Genomic DNA, 599 nt, shown 5'->3' with positions numbered 1-599 from the left:
GTGATGAGGCGGAGCACCGTGAGGCGTGCTTCGGTGTCCTTCGAGGCGTGAATGTCGTGGAGAGTGCTGACCATGTACGCGAGGTGTTCCTCGTGGAACGTCGGTTGGCTTTTCACGCAGTGCTGGCGGTAGATGCCGTTGTTGGTGCGGAGGCGCAGGTCGTGGTTGGTGGGGTACCTGTCGAGCCGTGCTCGTGACCAGAAGTCGAGAGCGTGTTCGCGGTCATCGGGGTGAATGAGGTCAGTGAAGCCCCACCCGAGGAGCGCGTCGGCATCGAGCCCACAGTGCTGGACGAGGGCGCGGTTGACGAAGATCGTCGCGCCGTTGACATCGCTCACGTACGCGGGGAGCGGCAGGGCGTCCACCGACATCACGCCGTACAAGCAGGCCCATCAGACCCTGCTCAATGGTCACGCTGTACTGGACCATCAGATCGAGAGTGGCACCGCCCGCGTCCGGGCCCTGAACGATGAACTCGAACAGGTCGTCACGTCCGTGCTTCAGGAACTGTACCTGCCGGCCTCCCGCGTCATGAGTGCCCTGGGCCTGCTGCGTCAGGCTCTCGGCGACCGGATCGACGACGTGGAGAAGCCCGTGTT

The 599-nt window shown here is 63.9% G+C and carries 1 protein-coding gene and 1 pseudogene; one reads left to right on the top strand and one right to left on the bottom strand.

Translation table 11 applies throughout. The features are described from left to right. The coding region (locus IEY49_RS21275; RefSeq protein WP_229780970.1) for a PAS domain S-box protein at positions 1–338 on the bottom strand (338 nt) is incomplete at its 3' end. On the opposite strand from IEY49_RS21275, the pseudogene IEY49_RS21270 reads away from it, so the two are divergent. Continuing rightward, a pseudogene (locus IEY49_RS21270) lies at positions 325–599 on the top strand (hypothetical protein); the annotation flags it as partial. The gene IEY49_RS21275 and the pseudogene IEY49_RS21270 sit on opposite strands and share 14 nt — an antisense overlap.

The sequence above is a fragment of the Deinococcus malanensis genome, from assembly GCF_014647655.1.
Classification (GTDB): domain Bacteria; phylum Deinococcota; class Deinococci; order Deinococcales; family Deinococcaceae; genus Deinococcus; species Deinococcus malanensis.
The sequence above is the reverse complement of the archived record's forward strand: the minus strand, read 5'-3'. Positions and strand labels throughout refer to the sequence as shown.